The organism is Luteimonas sp. FCS-9, assembly GCF_001014645.1.
Taxonomy (GTDB): Bacteria; Pseudomonadota; Gammaproteobacteria; order Xanthomonadales; family Xanthomonadaceae; genus Luteimonas.
In genome coordinates, this window is the sequence record NZ_LASZ01000018.1 from 46,302 (window position 1) to 62,446 (window position 16,145).

Annotated in this window: 12 protein-coding genes and 1 riboswitch; of the genes, 7 read left to right on the plus strand and 5 right to left on the minus strand. The window is 69.7% G+C overall.

Annotated elements, in window-relative coordinates:
• Positions 1-3 precede the first annotated feature (3 nt).
• The 3 genes from WQ56_RS14120 to WQ56_RS14130 are packed head-to-tail and all read right to left on the minus strand — an operon-like array spanning position 4 to position 3,379.
• Positions 4-1,092 (minus strand): homoserine dehydrogenase, encoded by a 1,089-nt coding sequence (locus WQ56_RS14120; RefSeq protein WP_047137772.1) that lies wholly within the window; start codon positions 1,090-1,092, stop codon positions 4-6.
• Complete coding sequence (locus WQ56_RS14125; RefSeq protein WP_047137773.1) at positions 1,089-2,324, minus strand: O-succinylhomoserine (thiol)-lyase; 1,236 nt, start codon at positions 2,322-2,324, stop codon at positions 1,089-1,091. Before WQ56_RS14125 ends, WQ56_RS14120 begins: the two co-directional genes overlap by 4 nt.
• Positions 2,321-3,379, minus strand: coding sequence for a homoserine O-succinyltransferase (locus WQ56_RS14130; RefSeq protein WP_047137802.1), 1,059 nt, complete (start codon positions 3,377-3,379; stop codon positions 2,321-2,323). Before WQ56_RS14130 ends, WQ56_RS14125 begins: the two co-directional genes overlap by 4 nt.
• 96 nt (positions 3,380-3,475) lie before the next feature.
• A riboswitch (SAM riboswitch) is annotated at positions 3,476-3,605 on the minus strand.
• Positions 3,606-3,747: 142 nt separating this feature from the next.
• Between WQ56_RS14130 and WQ56_RS14135 the strand changes: the two genes are divergently transcribed.
• The 4 genes from WQ56_RS14135 to WQ56_RS14150 all read left to right on the plus strand — a co-directional run bounded on the left by WQ56_RS14135 (position 3,748) and on the right by WQ56_RS14150 (position 9,182).
• Positions 3,748-4,683, plus strand: a complete 936-nt coding sequence (locus WQ56_RS14135) for a M23 family metallopeptidase (RefSeq protein ID WP_052773019.1) — start codon at positions 3,748-3,750, stop codon at positions 4,681-4,683.
• A 71-nt stretch (positions 4,684-4,754) separates the two neighbouring features.
• Positions 4,755-6,359: a peptide chain release factor 3 gene (locus tag WQ56_RS14140; RefSeq protein WP_047137774.1), complete on the plus strand. Its 1,605-nt coding sequence runs from the start codon at positions 4,755-4,757 to the stop codon at positions 6,357-6,359.
• Positions 6,360-6,441: 82 nt separating this feature from the next.
• Entirely contained in the window at positions 6,442-7,095 is a 654-nt protein-coding gene (locus WQ56_RS14145) for a hemolysin III family protein (protein WP_047137775.1), read from the plus strand.
• A 104-nt stretch (positions 7,096-7,199) separates the two neighbouring features.
• On the plus strand, positions 7,200-9,182 hold the full coding sequence (locus tag WQ56_RS14150) for an AsmA family protein (RefSeq protein WP_082132426.1): 1,983 nt from the start codon (positions 7,200-7,202) through the stop codon (positions 9,180-9,182).
• Positions 9,183-9,186: 4 nt separating this feature from the next.
• Here the strand turns inward: WQ56_RS14150 and WQ56_RS14155 are convergent, their stop codons facing one another.
• Both WQ56_RS14155 and mtgA read right to left on the minus strand, forming a co-directional pair.
• Positions 9,187-10,185, minus strand: a complete 999-nt coding sequence (locus WQ56_RS14155; protein WP_047137805.1) for a glycosyltransferase family 2 protein — start codon at positions 10,183-10,185, stop codon at positions 9,187-9,189.
• 8 nt (positions 10,186-10,193) lie between these two features.
• Positions 10,194-10,970, minus strand: a complete 777-nt coding sequence (gene mtgA / locus WQ56_RS14160) for a monofunctional biosynthetic peptidoglycan transglycosylase (protein WP_047137806.1) — start codon at positions 10,968-10,970, stop codon at positions 10,194-10,196.
• 64 nt (positions 10,971-11,034) lie between these two features.
• On the opposite strand from mtgA, the gene WQ56_RS14165 reads away from it, so the two are divergent.
• From WQ56_RS14165 to WQ56_RS14175, 3 genes are all read left to right on the plus strand, one after another.
• Positions 11,035-11,940 (plus strand): Hsp33 family molecular chaperone HslO, encoded by a 906-nt coding sequence (locus WQ56_RS14165; protein WP_047137776.1) that lies wholly within the window; start codon positions 11,035-11,037, stop codon positions 11,938-11,940.
• 104 nt (positions 11,941-12,044) lie between these two features.
• Complete coding sequence (locus WQ56_RS14170) at positions 12,045-12,896, plus strand: hypothetical protein (RefSeq protein ID WP_047137777.1); 852 nt, start codon at positions 12,045-12,047, stop codon at positions 12,894-12,896.
• Between the two features lie 264 nt (positions 12,897-13,160).
• Positions 13,161-16,061, plus strand: coding sequence for a TonB-dependent receptor (locus tag WQ56_RS14175; protein WP_047137778.1), 2,901 nt, complete (start codon positions 13,161-13,163; stop codon positions 16,059-16,061).
• Positions 16,062-16,145: the final 84 nt, after the last annotated feature.

Sequence of the window (16,145 nt, forward strand, 5' to 3'; positions counted from 1 at the left end):
AGCTCAGCGCTGCACGCAGCCCAGCACGTCGTCGAGCAGCGCGGCCGCGGTGACCTCGGCCCCCGCACCCGGCCCCTGGACGACCAGCGGCTGCTCGAGATAGCGGTCGCTGTGGATCGCGACGCGGTTGTCGGTATCGCCTCCGGCGCACAGCGGATGATGCGCCGGCAGCGCGCGCAGGCCGACGCTGGCCCCGCCGAGCGCGTCGAAGCGGCCCACGAAGCGCAGCCGCAGACCCTCGGCCGATGCCGCGGCCCAGCGCGCCGCAAGCGCCGCATCGAGTCCGCCGAGCCCCGTATCGACTTCCTCGGCGCCGCAGCCGGCCAGGGCGGCCGGAACCAGGGATTCGACCGCGACCTGGTGCGCGGACAGCGGCAGGCCCGCCGCGCGGGCCAGGATCAGCAGCTTGCGACGCACGTCCTCGCCCGACAGGTCGACGCGCGGATCGGGTTCGGTGAAGCCCGCGGCCCGGGCCTCGCGCACCAGGGCCGAGAACGGGCGACTGCCGTCGTAATGCGAGAACAGCCAGGCCAGCGAGCCCGACAGCACGCCCTCGACCGCATGGATGCGGTCGCCGCCGGCGACCAGCGCGCGCAGGCTGCGCAGCAACGGCAGGCCCGCGCCGACCGTCGCGCTGTCGCCGTAGCGTCCGCCGCCCTCGGCGCCCCCCGCCTCGGCGATCGCCTGCGCGCGGCCGAGCTCGCCGCCGGTGCCCAGTTTGTTGGCGGTGACCACGTGGATCCCGCGCGCGAGCCATTCGGGGTGCCAGTCGGCGACGGTCTCGCTGGCGGTCGCGTCGACCACGATGTCGCCCGGCCGCGGGCTCTCGCCCTCGGCCCACGGCGGGAAGCCGGCGCGCCGGATCGCCGCCGCGCGTACCTGGTCGAGCACTGCGGCCGGGTCGCCGTCGCAGGCGATCTGCGTGCGCGAGTTGCAGATCCACGACACCGCCGGCAACGCCACGCCCTGTGCGGCCAGGCGCTGGTAGCGCCCGACGAAGGCGCTGCCGACGGTGCCGGTGCCCAGCAACGCGAGCCGGGTGGGCTGCGGCTGCGGCCGACGCGCACGGCGCAGGGCCACGACCGCGCTCATGCGTCGGCTCCGGCGCGGATCGCGGGCGTCTCACCCGCCACGTCCGCCGCGCGCTCGAGCGCCGCGCGCAGGTCGGCGACCAGGTCGTCGAGCGCCTCGATCCCGACCGACAACCGCAGCAGCCCGTCGGAAATGCCGGCCGCCGCGCGCGCCTCGGCGCGCATCGCGGCATGCGTCATCGTCGCCGGATGCGCGACCAGGCTTTCCACGCCGCCCAGCGACTCGGCCAGCGTGAAGTACTGCAGGCCCTCGACGAACGCGCGCACCGCCGCGCGCGGGTCGCGGCCGGCGAGCTCGAACGACAGCATCGCGCCGAAGCCCGACTGCTGCCGCGCGGCGACCGCGTGGCCGGGGTGTGAGGCCAGGCCCGGGTAGTGCACCCGCGCCACGGCCGGATGCGCGTCCAGCAGATCGACGATGCCCGCGGTGTTCTCCTGGTGGACGCGCAGGCGCGCGTCGAGCGTCCGCAGTCCGCGCAGGGTCAGGAAGCTGTCGAACGGCGAGCCGGTGATGCCCAGCGCGTTCGCCCACCACGCCAGTTGCGCGTGCACCTCGGCATCGCGCGCGACGACCGCGCCGCCGACGACGTCGCTGTGGCCGTTGATGTACTTGGTCGTCGAGTGCAGCACCACGTCGGCGCCGAACGCGATCGGCCGCTGCAGCGCGGGCGACAGGAAGGTGTTGTCGACCACCGTCAGCGCACCGGCGCGCTGCGCGGCCTCGATGACGAAGCGCAGATCGGTGATGCGCAGCAGCGGGTTGGACGGGGTCTCGATCAGCACCAGCTTCGGCCCGCGCGCGAGCGCGTCGGCCAGCGAGCGCGGGTCGGTGAGGTCGGCGGTGACCAATTCGAAATGGCCCTTGCGCGCCAGCGCGTCGAACAGCCGCCAACTGCCGCCGTAGGCGTCGTGCGGCACGACCAGCCGGTCGCCGGGCTGCAGCAGGGCGTTGAGCACCAGCGTGATCGCGGCCATGCCGGTCGGCGTGACCACCGCACCGGCACCGCCCTCGAGCCCGGCCAGCGCCTCGCCGAGCAGATCGCGGGTGGGATTGCCGCTGCGCGTGTAGTCGTACTCGCGCTTGCGCTCGAAGCCCTCGAAGCTGAAGTTGCTCGACAGCACGATCGGCGGCGTCACCGCGCCGTAGGCCGGGTCGCGGTCGATGCCGGCGCGCACCGCGCGCGTGCCCGGACGGCACGCGGCCGGGTCGAAGGACGGGCTCTGGATGCTCATGCGGGATCTCCGTGGTCGGTGTCGCGCAGCGCGACGGCCAGGATGGCGTCGATGCGGTCGGTTTCCTTGAGGAAGGCGTCGTGGCCGTAGGGCGAGCGCAGCACGCGCAGCCGGCCGTTCGGGCCGAGGCCCTCGAGCAGCGTCACCGCGTCGGCCAGCGGCACGATCCGGTCGCCCTCGACCGCGACGACCGTGGTCGGCACCCGGACCTGCGCCGGCGCGATGCGGTGCAGGTCGATCGATTCCGACAGCCGCAGCCACGCGGCGACCGGCGTGCGGGCGACGTAGCGCGCGCCGGCGGCGTCGAGATAGTCCTCGGCCGCCACGCGTACGCGGCCGTTGACGACCTCGGGCGCGGCATCGAAGCGTTCGGCGAACTCCTCGGGCGTGCGATAGCTGAGCATCGCGAACTGCCGCGCCAGCGACAGGCCCTGCGCATCGGCGCACTGCAACTGCCCCAGCGCGACGGTCTGCCGTTGCAGTGCGCGCCAGGCCGCGGCGTAGGGATGCGCGCGATGCGCGCCGCTGACCGCGACCAGCCGCCGGACGCGACCGCCGTGCCGCACCGCGAACTGTAGCCCGACCAGTGCGCCGTAGGAGTAGCCGACGAAGGCGTGCAGCACCGGGATGTCGAGCGCGTCGAGCAGCGCGGCGACCGCGTCGGCCTGGTCGGCGGTGTCGATCGGCGCGTCGAGCGCGCCGTCGGCGCCGACGAAGTCGAAGGCCAGCAGCTGCGAGCGCGCCGGGTCGAGCGCGCGGCCGTCGCCGACGAGCGCCTCGGCCCAGCCCGGCTCGGGATACGACGCGCTCGAAGCGACGTGGCGGTGCGCGGAGATCCCGCCGGCGACGAACACCACCGGCGCGCCGGGGGTCCCGCGCAGCTCGTAGCGCAGGCCGACATGCCGCAGGCCCGCGTGGCGCATCGGCAGCGCGACGTCGATGCGACCGCGCGACGCGCGGTCGCCGATCACGACGGATGTCGGTGCCGGTGCGGAAACGAAGGCCGGGTCGTGGCCGGCGTCGGAATGACGGGGAGCGGTGTCGACAAGACTCATGGCGATGTCCAGGTGGGAACGGACCATCGCGTCTTGCGGGGGATGCCGGAAGCCGCCGATTCGGCGGATGCGCCGCCCCGATGCCGAAGCGACGCATGACCATCTTCCGGTGGACGCGCAGGTCCCCGCAGGACTTGGCACCGCGACGGGGGTCCGCACGGTGCGCGGATCCCATCAGGTTGCCCCGGCATCAAAGGGCCTGTCCCTCCGCCGGTCTCGATGGATGTCGCGCAGGTTGCCAGCGCCTGCGCACGATGTCAATCGCTTCATCCGGATGCAGCGATGGATATCCGCAACAAGGCCGATCGGGCGTCGAGACCACGGGGCGAGCGACGCGCCGCCGCGCGACCGCCCGCATAATCCAGGGCATGCCCCGCCGATCGCAGCGCCTCCGCCCGCTCCCGTCCCCGGCGGGCCGCGCTGTCCACCGCAACGCGGCCTGCCGGGCCACCCTGGCCACGATCGCCGGCCTGCTGCTCGCGCTGCCGCCCGCAGCCGCGGGCCAGACGCCGTCGACCGGCGCATGGCCGGCGCCCGCGCCAGCGACCGCCCACGGCTCGGCGACGACGCCGGTCGTCCGCCTGCGCCGGCAGCCCGCCGCAGGGCGCGTCGGCATCGTCGCCGAGAACACGCTGGCCGGCCCGGTCGAGGTGTTGCTGACCGCCGACGGCCCGACGGTGGGCAGCGATCCGCCGCTCCCGGCGCGCGCGACCGTGCCCGCCCATGGCCGCACCGTCGTCGCCTGGCTGCCCGATGCCACCGGCGGCGCGGCCGCGCTGGCGCTGCGCGCCGTGCCCGGACACCCCGGCGCGCGTCCGCGCGACGTCGAGTACGCCTATCCGCTGCGCGGCGCTCCGGTTCGGATCGCCCAGGGCTTCGGGGGCGGCTTCAGCCACCGCCACGACGAACACCGGTATGCCGTGGACTTCGCGGTGGACGAGGGCACGCCGGTGCTGGCGGCGCGCGACGGCGTCGTCATGCAGGTCGAGGCCGACGTCTGGGGCAATGCGCGCACGGCCGCGGCGACCGACGACCCGGCCCGCGCGAATTTCGTCCGGGTGCTGCACGACGACGGCACGATGGCGCTGTACGCGCACCTGCAGCGCGGCGGCGTGATCGTCGCGCCGGGCGAGCGCGTGCGCCGCGGCGACATCCTCGGCTTCTCGGGCGACACCGGCGCCAGCACCGGCCCGCACCTGCACTTCGCGGTCCAGGCCAACCGCGGCCTGCGCCTGGAATCGCTGCCGTTCCGCATGTTCGGCCCCGGCGGTGTGCTGCGCTTCGCCGAGCCCGGGCCGGACTGACCCGGCCCGCCGCGTATAATCGCCGGCTTCCCGACACCTCGAGACCGCACGCGCGCGCGTGCGCCGCCCGCATGCCCGACGTCGCCACCGAAGCCGCCCGCCGCCGTACCTTCGCGATCATCTCGCACCCGGACGCCGGCAAGACCACCCTCACCGAGAAACTGCTGCTGTTCGGCGGCGCGATCCAGATGGCCGGTTCGGTCAAGGGCCGCAAGGCCGCCCGCCATGCGACCTCCGACTGGATGGCGCTGGAGAAGGAGCGCGGCATCTCGGTCACCAGTTCGGTGATGCAGTTCCCCTACGAGGGCCGCATCGTCAACCTGCTCGACACGCCCGGCCATGCCGACTTCGGCGAGGACACCTACCGGGTGCTCACCGCGGTCGACTCGGCGCTGATGGTCATCGACGTCGCCAAGGGCGTCGAGGAACGCACGATCAAGCTGATGGAGGTGTGCCGCATGCGCGACACGCCGATCATGACCTTCATCAACAAGCTCGACCGAGAGGGCAAGGACCCGGTCGAACTGCTCGACGAGGTCGAGCGCGTGCTCGGCATCCAGTGCGCACCGGTGACATGGCCGATCGGCATGGGCCAGCGCCTGAAGGGCGTCGTGCACCTGCTCACCGGTGAAGTGCACATCTACGAGCAGGGGCGCAACTTCACCCGTCAGGACTCGACGATCTTCCCCTCGCTCGACGCGCCCGGCCTCGCCGGGCGGATCGGCGAGAAGATGCTCGCCGACCTGCGCGACGAGCTGGAGCTGGTGCAGGGCGCCAGCCATCCGTTCGATCTCCAGGCCTACCGCGCGGGCCGGCAGACGCCGGTGTTCTTCGGCTCGGGCGTCAACAACTTCGGCGTGCAGCCGCTGCTCGACTTCTTCGTCGAACACGCGCCGCCGCCGCAGCCGCGCGCGACGACGACCCGCGTCGTGGCGCCGCAGGAGGACAAGCTGACCGGCTTCGTGTTCAAGATCCAGGCGAACATGGACCCGCAGCACCGCGACCGCGTGGCGTTCATGCGCGTGTGCTCGGGACGCTTCGCCGCCGGCATGAAGGCCTTCCACCCGCGCAGCGGCAAGGAGCTCAAGCTCGCCAACGCGCTGACCTTCATGGCCAGCGACCGCGAGATCGCCGCCGAGGCCTACCCGGGCGACGTGATCGGCATCCACAACCACGGCACGATCTCGATCGGCGACACCTTCACCGAAGGCGAGCCGATCGCCTTCACCGGCATCCCCAACTTCGCGCCCGAGCTGTTCCGCCGCGCGCGCCTGCGCGATCCGCTCAAGCTCAAGCAGCTGCAGAAGGGCCTGGCGCAGCTCAGCGAGGAGGGCGCGACGCAGTTCTTCAAGCCGATGATGAGCAACGACCTGATCCTGGGCGCCGTCGGCGTGCTGCAGTTCGACGTGGTGGCCTACCGGCTCAAGGACGAATACGGCGTCGACGCGATCTTCGAGCCGGTCCAGGTCTCGACCGCGCGGTGGATCCGCTGCGCGGACGCGAAGAAGCTCGAGGACTTCCGCGACAAGCATGCAGGCAACCTCGCCATCGACGCCGCCGACCAGCTGGTCTACCTCGCGCCGACCCGGGTGAACCTGCAGCTGGCCGAGGAACGCGCGCCCGGCGTCGAGTTCCTGGCCACGCGCGAGCACGCGCACGCGATGCCGGCCGCCTGACGGGCGCCGCCGCGTCGCGGTCTGACAGGACCGCGGCGCGGGGTCATAATCCGGCCGGTCCCTCCCCCGTCGGACGCACGTCATGACCACCCCTGCCCTTTCGCTGCGCGAGAAGCGCGAGGAATTCGCGAGCGCGCTGACCCATGGCCTGGGCGCCACCGCCGCGCTGGCCGCCGGCGCGGTGCTGATCACGCTGGCCGCGCTGTTCGGCAACGGCTGGCAGCTCGGCGCCTCGATCGTCTTCGGCGTCACGCTGCTGCTGCTCTACCTGGCCTCCACGCTGTACCACGCCGTCCACCACCCGGTCCTCAAGGGCCGGCTGAAGGTGTTCGACCACTGCGCGATCTATCTGCTGATCGCCGGCACCTACACGCCGTTCACGCTGATCGGGCTGCGCGGCACGCTCGGCTGGTGGCTGTTCGGCACGATCTGGACGCTGGCGCTGGCCGGCGTGGTCTTCAAGCTGTTCTACACCGGCCGCTTCCGTGGGCTGTCGACCGCGATCTACGTGGCGATGGGCTGGCTGGTGGTGATCGCGATCGGGCCGGTCGCCGCCGCGCTCGACACCTGGACCCTGAGCTGGATCGTTGCCGGCGGCGTCTTCTACACGCTCGGCACGTTCTTCTACATGCGCGACTCGATTCCGTACGCGCATGCGATCTGGCACCTGTTCTGCATCGCCGGCAGCGTGTGCCACTACGTCGCGGTACTGGCGCAGGTCGTGCCGTCGCCCTGAAGCGGCGCCGCGCCGCGCGCGTCACGGACTGAACGCACGACAACGGATTCACCCGGGCTTGATCGATCCGGCGGGATGGTGCCGCGTAAAAAGGACCCACCGCGATGACCGATTCCACGCCCACTGCCACGTCGCCGACGCGGCGCCCGCCTGCAGACCGCCTGCGCGGCGCGTTCGCCGGCCACCCGGTGCGCATCGTGCTGGCGGTCCTGGCGGTGCTGTTGCTGCTGCTGATCCTGCTGTGGGACTGGAACTGGTTCAAGGGCCCGGTCGAGCGCATCGTCAAGGCGCAGACCGGCCGCACATTGCAGATCGGCGGCGATCTCGACGTCGACCTGGGCCGGGTCACCACGGTTCGCGCCGACGCGCTGCGGTTCGCCAACGCCGACTGGGCCGAAGAACGCACCATGGCCGCGGCCGACCGGCTCGAGATCCAGGTCGAGGTGTTTCCGCTGCTACGCGGCAAGGTCCGCCTGCCGGAGATCCGCCTCGCCCAGCCGGTGCTCCTGCTGGAAACCAACCCCGAAGGCGGCAGCGGCAACTGGGATTTCGGCCTGGGTGGCGGCGATGGCGAACCGATGCAGATCCGGCGCCTGTGGGTCGACGACGGGCGTCTTCGCTTCGTCGACGCGCCGGGCCGGACCCGCATCGACGTACGCCTGGCCAGTCGCGAATCGCGTGCGGGCGCCGATGCGGCGCCCGCGATCGGCATCGAGGGCGACGGCCAGTGGAGCGGCAACCGGTTCACGCTCGAGGGCGTGGCCGAGTCCCCGCTGGCGCTGCAGGACGAGGACAAGCCCTACCACCTCGACATGCGCGCCGCCGCGGGCACGACGCGCGCGCATGTGCGCGGCAGCATCACCGCGCCGCTGGAGCTGCGCGACTTCGACCTGCAGTTCGCGCTGTCGGGCCAGAACCTCGAACACCTCTATCCGCTGGTCGGCGTCGCGATGCCCGACACTCCGCCCTACGCGCTCGACGGGCGCCTGACCCGGGACGGCCAGACCTGGCATTACGACGGCTTCACCGGCAAGGTCGGCCAGAGCGATCTGGGCGGCTCGGCCGCGATCACCGTCGGCGGCGACCGGCCGTTCCTGAAGGCCGACCTGGTCTCCAAGCGCCTGGACTTCGACGATCTGGCCGGCTTCGTCGGCGGCACCCCGGACGCGGAAGACGGCGAGCCGCTGGATCCCGAACTCGTGCAGCGCGAGCAGGCGCTGGCCGCGAAGGGCAAGGTGATTCCCGACACGCCCTACGAACTGGGCAAGCTGCGGGCGATGGATGCGGACGTGCGCCTGCGCGCGCATCGCATCAACGCGCCGAAGCTGCCGATCGACGACATGGACGCCCACCTCAAGCTCGAGGCCGGGCTGCTGCGCCTCGACCCGCTGAACTTCGGCGTCGCCGGCGGCAACATCCGCTCCACGATCCGGATGGACGCGCGCAACGACACGATCGATACCCGCCTGCAGGCCAGCATCCGCCGCGTCGACCTGGGCGGCCTGTTCCCCGACACCGCGCTCGCCAACCAGGCCGTCGGCAAGATCGGCGGCGACTTCAACCTGGCCGGCACCGGCAACTCGGTCGCCGCGATGCTCGGCAGCGCCAACGGCGACATCGCCGTCGGCATGGGGGCGGGGCGCGTCAGCAACATGCTCGTCGAGCTGGCCGGCATCGACATCTACGAGACCCTCAAGTACCTGATCGGCAAGGACAAGCAGATCCCGGTGCGCTGCGCGTTCGCCGATTTCGGCGTGCAGAAGGGCGTCATGGAAAGCCGTGCGCTCGCATTCGACACCAGCGACACGATCATCGTCGGCAGCGGCCGCATCGACCTGGGCGAGGAGGCGCTGGACATGGAGCTGCGTCCGCGGCCCAAGGACCGCAGCATCCTCGCGCTGCGCTCGCCGCTGGTCATCGGCGGCACGTTCGCCGACCCGAGCTTCCGTCCCGACATGGCGCGGCTGGGCCTGCGCGGCGCCGTCGCGCTGGCGCTGGGCTCGATCGCGCCGCCGGCCGCGCTGCTGGCGACCCTGGAACTGGGCGGCGGCGAGGACAGCGGCTGCGGCGGCGAATACGCGAAGTGAGGGTTCAGGCGCCGGCGATGCGGGACGCGTCCGCCGCGGGCGCGCCCACCGGCGCGCCCTGGCCGGCGGGGTGCCAGTCTCGGACGAAGTACAGCGGCCGCTGCTTGGACTCCTCGTACAGCCGGCCCAGGTATTCGCCGATCACGCCCAGCGCGACCAACTGCACTCCGCCCAGGAACAGGATCACCGCCATCATCGTCGGCCATCCGGCCACGCGGTCGCCGAACAGCATCGCCTTGGCGATGACCCACAGGGCGAACGCGAAGGCCCCGAGCGCGGTGAACACGCCGACGTAGGTGGCCAACCGCAATGGGGCCGTCGAGAAGCTGGTCACCCCTTCGAGCGCGAAGTTCCACAGACGCCAGAAGCCGAACTTCGTGCGCCCCGCCAGCCGCGCGTTGCGCTCGTAGGGCAGCGAAACCCGGTTGAACCCGATCCAGCCGAAGAGTCCCTTCATGAAGCGGTGGCGCTCGCGCAACTGGCGCAGCGCCGCGAGGGCCCGCGGCGAGAGCAGCCGGTAGTCGCCGGTGTCGGCCGGCACCGGCGTCTTGGCCAGGCGCTGCATGACCCGGTAGAACAGGTGCGCGGTGAGCTTCTTGGTCCAGCGTTCGCCCTCGCGACTGACGCGGGTGCCGTGCACGTCGTCGTAGCCCTGTCGCCACAGCGCGACGAAGCGCGGAATCAGCTCGGGCGGATCCTGCCCGTCGGCATCGAGGATCATCGCCGCCCCCTCGGTCACCAGGTCCAGGCCCGCTGTCAGCGCGATCTCCTTGCCGAAATTGCGCGACAGCCGCAGCAGCGACACGCGCCGGTCCCCGGCCGCCAGGCCCTGCAGCACCTCCCAGGTGCCGTCCGCGCTGCCGTCGTCGACGTACAGCACGCCGGCCGCGATCCCGTCGCCGGCCATCGCGTCCATCACCATGGCGATCCGGGGGTGCAGCAGCGGCAGCGATCGCGCCTCGTCGAACGCGGCGATGACGATCGTCAACCGCTCGGCCGGCAGAACGCCGCTCACTTGAGTGCGTCCAGGTACGCCTCGCCGCCGAGCTGGCGCGCATTGCGCTCGATCCACTGCGCCCGACGCTGCACGTAGGGGCCGGGATGCGAGGCGCTGTAGCGCCGGGGGCTCGGCAGCACGGCGGCGAGCCGCGCGCTCTGCGCGCCCGAGAGCTGCGCCGCATCCGTGCCGAAGTGCCGGCGCGCGGCCGCCTGCGCGCCGTAGACGCCGTCGCCGAACTCGGCGACGTTGAGATAGACCTCGAGGATCCGCGTCTTCGGCCACAGCCATTCGATCAGCAGCGTGTACCAGGCTTCCAGGCCCTTGCGGATCCAACTGCGCCCGCTCCACAGGAACAGGTTCTTCGCGGTCTGCTGGCTGATCGTGCTGGCGCCTCGCGTCGAGCGGCCGCGTGCGTTGTGCGCACGGGCCTGCTCGATCGCCTCGAGGTCGAAGCCACGGTGCCGCGCGAAGTTCTGGTCCTCGGCCGCGATCACCGAGACCGCGAGCGAAGGCGCGATCCGGTCCAGATCCCGCCACTGGTGGTACAGCGCGAAGTCGGCCTCGCCGCCGCGCCAGGCCTCGACCTGGCGGATCGCCATGAACGTCGAGAACGGGGGATCGACGACGCGCAGCACCAGCACCTGCAGCACCGTGAAGGCGACCGCCACGACAGGCAGCCACAGCAGCCGGCGCAACCACCGACGGCGCCGCGGCGCCGCGGCGCGACGTCCGACCACGCGCGCTTGCGCGGCGTCGCCGTCGCCCCCATCTTCTCGAACCGATTGCATCATGGCGGCCACTGTATCGGGCATGCCCGATGCCGCCAATCGCCGCCCGCCTCCGAACGCATCCATGACCGAAACCTCCGCTCCCGACAGCGACCGCCTGTCCCGTTTCCTGCTCCAGCGCGCCGGCGTGCGCGGCGTGCGGGTCCACCTGACCGAGACCTGGCGACGGGTGCTGTCCAACGCCCGCTACCCCGCCTCGGTCGAGGTGCTGCTGGGCGAGGCCTGCGCCGCGTCGGCGCTGTTCACCGGCCATGCCAAGGTGGACGGCCGACTGTCGGTCCAGCTGCGCGCTTCCGGGCCGCTGCGCGCCCTGTTCGCCGAGTGCACCGCGGCCGGCACGATCCGCGGCATCGCGCGCATCGCCGACACGGGCGCGGACGCCATTTCCCGCGACCTGCGCACGCTCGGCGACGACGCCCTGCTGGCCTTGACGATCGAGAACCCCTCCCAGGGCCGTGACCCGATGCGCTACCAGGGACTCGTGGGCCTGGAGTCGGAGTCGCTGTCGGGCGCGTTCGAGGACTATTTCCGCCAATCCGAGCAGTTGCCCACGCGCGTGCTGCTCGCGGTCGAAGGCGAACACGCGGCAGGTCTGATGCTGCAGAAGCTGCCCGGCGATGTCGGCGACGAGGACGGCTGGAACCGCGCGAGCGTGCTGTTTGACACGCTTTCCACCGGCGAGCTGATTGGATGGCCCGTCGAGACGCTGCTCGGCCGTCTGTTTCCCGACGACGACCCGCAGTTGATCGGCGAGCGCCCGCTCGCCTTCGCCTGTTCGTGCTCGCGCGAACGCGTGGAGGCGATGCTGGTCTCGCTGGGGGAAGAGGAAGCGAGGGCCGCCGCGGCCGATGGCGAGGCGGCGGTGACGTGCGAGTTCTGCGGGCAATGCTACCGGTTCACGCCCGACGAGATCGAGGCGCTGCTGGCCGCGCCGGCGATCAGCGGCGAGGGCTCGGATCGGTTGCAATAGACCCGGGATGCACCACCAGCGGGATTGTTAAATAAACATAAACCCTCTAGAGTGGGAAGGGTGAATCTGGGGAACTTCCCGGCGGCGACCGGGTCTCATCGGCCATGCGACTGTCCTTGACGCCACTGCTGCTCGCCTCCGCCCTCGCCCTGTGCACGGCGACGGGCGCGCATGCGCAGGAAAGGCGCAACCAGACCGTGCTGCCGGTGCTCGACACGTCCGGCAAGGTCGAGGCGTTCCTCGTACTCGAACCGGCCGCTCCCAGCCAGGCCGGCGGCCGCTGGCGCCTGGGCGAGAACCGCTTCGATGCGGCCTTCGGGCTCGAGCCCGGTAGCTCGCTCGCGTTGCTGTGCAGCCCCGGCAGCAGCTTCAATGGTGCGGTCAGCAGCCTGGCCCGCAACTGCCAGCTCGCCTCCCTCGACGACCCCGCGCCCGGCAACCGCCGCGCGACCGCGACCGCGGCCTTCAGCCGCCCCGGCGGTGGCGTGGGCGTGACGCTCGGCGAAGGCCGCGACACGCTGCCCGGCTGGCTCACGCCGGCCCGCGGCGGCTCGGCCGGCCGGGTCGACGTCCACGACCTCACCGTATTCGCCAAGAAGAGCATCGGCGACGACGCCTACGTGTCGTTGGCCGGCACGCTCGCCAAGGCCACGCTGATCCCGTCGGCGACCGCGCCGGCCGACCTCAGCGACCAGTGGACCAGCAGCAGCCTGAGCGTCGGCGGCGGGATCGGCCGCTTCAGCGCGAACATCGTCGGCCAGGTCGTCGACACCCCAGGGCTGCCGAAGTGGGAAGGCCTGGGTGTGGGCGTCAGCTGGCGCACCCCCTGGAGCGGCCAGCTCACCGTCGGTGCCGAGAACGTCGTCACCCGCGGCAAGAACCCGTTCTCGCGGATGGCCGACCTGCCCGACGACGACGGCGCAGTACCGTACATCCGGTACCAGCAGGATCTGTAAGAAGGGCGCCATTGGCGCCCTTTTTTGTCTTGATCCAAGCGCGGCGCACAGGCCGAGCCTGAACCCCTATTCAGCTTGAAAGGCTTTGGTATCGCCTCCCGGAAGGACTTCACGTCGCGTAGGCGCGCCGTTAACGGACCTTTAATTTTCCTCTCGCCCTCGCTAGTATCGGCTGCGATCTTGCCGAATTTGGCGTTTCGATTGACGCCTGCGGCAGGTTCCTTTCTTGGGGACAACCCCAAGACTCACCTTGGAGAGAGAGAGATGTCTTTGAAGACCAATAAGCTCCGTGACGCGGTAACTCTTGCGCTCATCGCAGGAACAGGTGCCATGGCCAGTGCAGGCTCGGCCGTCGCACAGGAAGGCGATGCCACTACGCTCGATCGCATCCAGGTGACGGGATCGCGTATCCGCTCGGTCGATATCGAGACCCAGCAGCCTGTGCTCGTCTTGTCGCGTGAAGCGATCGAGCAGACTGGCCGTACCAGCATCGCCGACGTGCTGCAGCAGATCGCGGTCAACGGCGCAGCGATCAATACACAGTTCAATAACGGCGGTGACGGCTCGGCCGGTGTCGACCTTCGCAACCTGGGTTCCGCACGCACGTTGGTGCTGGTCAATGGCCGCCGCTGGGTATCCGCACTCGACGGCACTGTGGATCTCAACACCATCCCCGCTGCAATGATCGAGCGCGTGGAGGTGCTGAAGGACGGCGCTTCGTCCATCTACGGCTCCGATGCAATCGCAGGCGTGGTCAATATCATCACGCGCGACAATTTCGAGGGCGTCGAGGCTCACACCTACTACGGCCAGTTCAGCCAGGGTGACGGCGAACGCGAATCCCACGACATCACCATCGGTGTTGGCAACGACCGCGGAAACACCGTGTTCGGTGCTTCTTACACCAAGGAAAGCGCCGTGATGGCCGGCAGCCGCGCGATCTCGCGCGATCCCGTGTTCGGACTCGGCTCGTCCCAGTACAGCGCCACGAGCAAGTTCGGGCGGCTTTGGGACCTCACGGTCAACGGCACCCCGACCGATGATATCGATGCGTGGTCGCGCGAAGCGGCCATCGATGGACAAACCGGTCGTACGCCCGTTGCCGGCATCGACCAGTGGGTCATCAACGAGGGGGCCGACGGCCGCGACCTCGGTAACTATCATCGATTCACAAATGCCGACCGCTATAACTTCGCACTGGACAACTACCTGCGCACACCGCAGGAGCGGCGTTCTGTCTTTCTGCAGAGCCGTTACGACCTGTCTGACACCATTGCCATTCGCACGGACGCGCTCTTCAATCAGCGCGTGTCGGCCCAGCAGCTGGCCGGATTCCCGCTGGGCGAAGGCAACTACCTGAGCGGCGACCAGGGCTTGTTGGCGAGCAGCTATTACAACCCCACGAAGGGCACCGCGAATGCGCGCGAGCTCAACTGGAGTCGTCGCCTGGTCGAGCAGGACCGCTTCTATGAGCAGGACGTCAAGACCTTCCACTGGTACGGCGGACTTGAGGGCTCGTTCGAAGTCGGCAAGAGGTTCTTCACCTGGGACGTGGGCTTCAACTACAACAGCACTGACCAGATCGACACCCAGGTTGGCGACATCAACATGGGCAACCTCCGCCTCGCCACCGGGGCGTCGTTCCTCGATACCGATGGCGTCGTGAAGTGCGGCGCACCTGGTGCAGTGATCGATGGCTGCGTGCCGTTCAATCCCTTCTCAAGCCCGGGTGAACTGTCTCAGGCACAGATCGACTACATCCTGTTCACTGCGAAGGACAAGTACCACAACAAGAGCCGCAGCGTGACTGCGAACATCTCTGGCGATGTGGTCGAGCTGCCTGCCGGCATGATGGGGTTCGCAGCGGGCATCGAGCGTCGTAAGGAGTCTGGTTATGACAATCCCGACGCGTTTGTTTCGGCAGGCCTCAGCTCGGGCAATGCCCGCCAGCCGACTTCCGGCGGCTACGATCTCAACGATGCCTACTTGGAGCTGCTGATCCCGCTCTTCAAAGATCTCCCGGGCATGGACCTGCTGGAGCTCAACCTGGCGACGCGCTATTCCGATTACAGCAACTTCGGCGATACGCTCAACAGCAAGGCAGGCTTCAAGTGGAAGCCGTTTGCTGACCTGATGGTGCGCGGCAACTGGGCCCAAGGCTTCCGCGCACCTTCCATCAGCAACTTGTTCGGCGGTGCCGGGGCTTCGTACGACACCTATGGCGATCCCTGCTCGATCGATAGCCCGTATTACAACAATGCAGGCGTTGCCCAGCGCTGCGCCGCGGCCGGCGTCCCCATGTACACCCAGCGCGACGGTTATGGGTCGCAGACTGCATACCCGCTGGACTGGGTGTCCAATGTCGACCTGCAGCCGGAAACGGCAATCAGCAAGACGCTGGGGTTTGTCTACAGCCCTGCTTACGTCCGCAGCTTCGACGTCTCGTTGGATTGGTGGAAGATCAACATCGCCGATGCGATTTCCCGCCCGACCATCACGTACATGCTGGACCAGTGCTTCGTGGAGAACGACGCGGGTTGGTGCTCGATCGTGAACAACAGTCAGATCACCCGCAACGCATTGGGTGAAATCACCTACTTTGCTCGCGGCCTGCAGAACCTTGGCGAAGTGGAAGTTGAGGGCTACGACTTTACGGTTCGCTACGGTCTTCCGGAGACGAGCTTCGGTGCGTTCAACTTCGTGTGGGATAGCTCCTACATGTCCTCGTACCGCAGCAAGTCCACGCCCGAATCCGACTGGGGGGACTCCGAAGTCGGCCTGTACAGTGACCGCTCGCCGATCTGGCGCGTGCGATCCAACTTAAACGCCAACTGGACGCTGGGTGACTTCGGCATGAGTTGGAGCACCCGCTACTACTCGGGCATGTACGAGAGCTGCAAGTTCCCCTCCGTGGCGGCCCTGTGCAGCGATCCGAACCGTGTTATCGAAAGCGGTGCCTCGCCGCGTCACCGCCTGGGTTCGGTCACCTATCATGACGTGCAGGGCCGTTACAAGCTGCCTTGGAATGGTCAGGTTGCGCTCGGCGTGAACAATCTGTTCGAGAAGGACCCGCCGGTCTCGACGCGCGCGGCGTACAACTCCTACGACCCGCAGTACGAAACCCCCGGCCGTTACTACTACATGGAGTACCGCCAGAACTTCTGATTCTGGCGAATGCGTCAAAACTACGGCCCCTTACGGGGCCGTAGTTTTTTCCGTGCTCGTCCTTTTCGAAGAACGCCATCGACG

Excerpts from the sequence above, each read along its gene's own strand:
- WQ56_RS14130 (WP_047137802.1), bottom strand. The coding sequence starts at position 3,379 with ATGAGTCTTGTCGACACCGCTCCCCGTCATTCCGACGCCGGCCACGAC.
- WQ56_RS14175 (WP_047137778.1), top strand. The coding sequence starts at position 13,161 with ATGTCTTTGAAGACCAATAAGCTCCGTGACGCGGTAACTCTTGCGCTC.
- WQ56_RS14135 (WP_052773019.1), top strand. The coding sequence starts at position 3,748 with ATGCCCCGCCGATCGCAGCGCCTCCGCCCGCTCCCGTCCCCGGCGGGC.
- WQ56_RS14145 (WP_047137775.1), top strand. The coding sequence starts at position 6,442 with ATGACCACCCCTGCCCTTTCGCTGCGCGAGAAGCGCGAGGAATTCGCG.
- WQ56_RS14140 (WP_047137774.1), top strand. The coding sequence starts at position 4,755 with ATGCCCGACGTCGCCACCGAAGCCGCCCGCCGCCGTACCTTCGCGATC.
- WQ56_RS14165 (WP_047137776.1), top strand. The coding sequence starts at position 11,035 with ATGACCGAAACCTCCGCTCCCGACAGCGACCGCCTGTCCCGTTTCCTG.
- mtgA (WP_047137806.1), bottom strand. The coding sequence starts at position 10,970 with ATGCAATCGGTTCGAGAAGATGGGGGCGACGGCGACGCCGCGCAAGCG.
- WQ56_RS14150 (WP_082132426.1), top strand. The coding sequence starts at position 7,200 with ATGACCGATTCCACGCCCACTGCCACGTCGCCGACGCGGCGCCCGCCT.
- WQ56_RS14120 (WP_047137772.1), bottom strand. The coding sequence starts at position 1,092 with ATGAGCGCGGTCGTGGCCCTGCGCCGTGCGCGTCGGCCGCAGCCGCAG.
- WQ56_RS14125 (WP_047137773.1), bottom strand. The coding sequence starts at position 2,324 with ATGAGCATCCAGAGCCCGTCCTTCGACCCGGCCGCGTGCCGTCCGGGC.
- WQ56_RS14170 (WP_047137777.1), top strand. The coding sequence starts at position 12,045 with ATGCGACTGTCCTTGACGCCACTGCTGCTCGCCTCCGCCCTCGCCCTG.